Here is a 1328-nt window from a genome sequence, read left to right on the forward strand (position 1 = left end):
GTGTAACACACTCATGTTTTTTACCAAATAAAAAGGGCCGGTACTTACATACCGGCCCCTATTTCAACTATGGGTAACTTCATATCTGATTTCAAACTTCAGATACAAAAAAGCCGGTGATGAAATATCACCGGCGGTCTCTTGTCTTTACTCAGATGTAATACAACCTACGCATTTTCCAGCTTAGCTGTGCACGTATTTCCACATCTGATGAAGATAATTTATGACTCCGAGCAACACTTCATCGCGTTTTATGCACGGAGTTCAGCCTTCTTACGAAGTTTTTAAACAAGAGATATAACATGAATTTTTTGTCTCAAAAATATACAGGCAAGAGCCTACACCCGCACGAAACAAAGTGCTATAAAAATTTCACTCAAACAGCTCAAAAGCTAACACACACAGATTAGCTGAATCGATAAACCATTATGTGATCCATATTGATTGTGTCATCAATACAAACCTATATAATCGGCTACTTGCCGAGAAGAAGGAAAGTAACCACATGATTTATAAAGAAAGGGAAACAGGGTTAGAAGCCATTTTAAACACCCTACCGGATCATGTGTTTATCCTAGACGAAAGCGGGCGCTATATTGAAAGCTTTGGTGGTACCCACCACTCAAAAACGTTCAACGCAGAACGCTACATCGGCTTACAGCTTAGCGATGTCCTTTCCCCAACCAAAGCAGATGAACTCATGGGGTTTATTTTTGACGTTATGCAAGATAACGAAACGAAGGTCGTGAAATACAACCTTTCTCTGCATGACCACCTACTCCTGCCTATAGAGGAGCTAGAAGCGTTAGAAAATCCAGAAGAAATGTGGTTTGAGGCGATTATTAAACCAGTTAACGCTCCTGAAAATGCAAACAAACTGGTGATCTGGTCTGTACGTGATATCACCAAGACTCATTTGCTAGAACAACGCCTTAAACAATTATCAGAAACTGATGCACTTACTGGTCTTCTCAACCGCCGGGCGTTTGTCTCCAATTTAGATAATGCGATCATTCAACATACAAAACGTTCTAAAACACTTTCATGCTTGATGATCGATATTGATCACTTCAAAGATATTAATGATAGAGTTGGTCATTTTTCTGGTGATCATGTTATCACTCGCATTGCTCACGTTTGCCAAGGAGTCATTCGTGGCAGCGACTTTATAGGTCGATTGGGAGGAGAAGAGTTCGCAGTAATCTTAACAGATACGAATGCGAGTCAAGCGGATGAAGTATCTGAACGCATCCGCCAAGCTATACAAGCAACGATCTGTCATGTCGATGACGTTGAAAGTACGACCACTGTTAGTATGGGTGTAGCAG

The 1328-nt window shown here is 40.8% G+C and carries 1 protein-coding gene; it reads left to right on the forward strand.

What is annotated here, in order from left to right; genetic code table 11:
- Window positions 1–505: 505 nt before the first annotated feature.
- Window positions 506–1328, forward strand: an 823-nt coding sequence (locus R7P35_RS24655) for a diguanylate cyclase (protein WP_318092979.1), incomplete at its 3' end; no start/stop codon positions are given.

This window comes from Vibrio sp. Vb0304, assembly GCF_033338995.1.
Taxonomy (GTDB): domain Bacteria; phylum Pseudomonadota; class Gammaproteobacteria; order Enterobacterales; family Vibrionaceae; genus Vibrio; species Vibrio alginolyticus.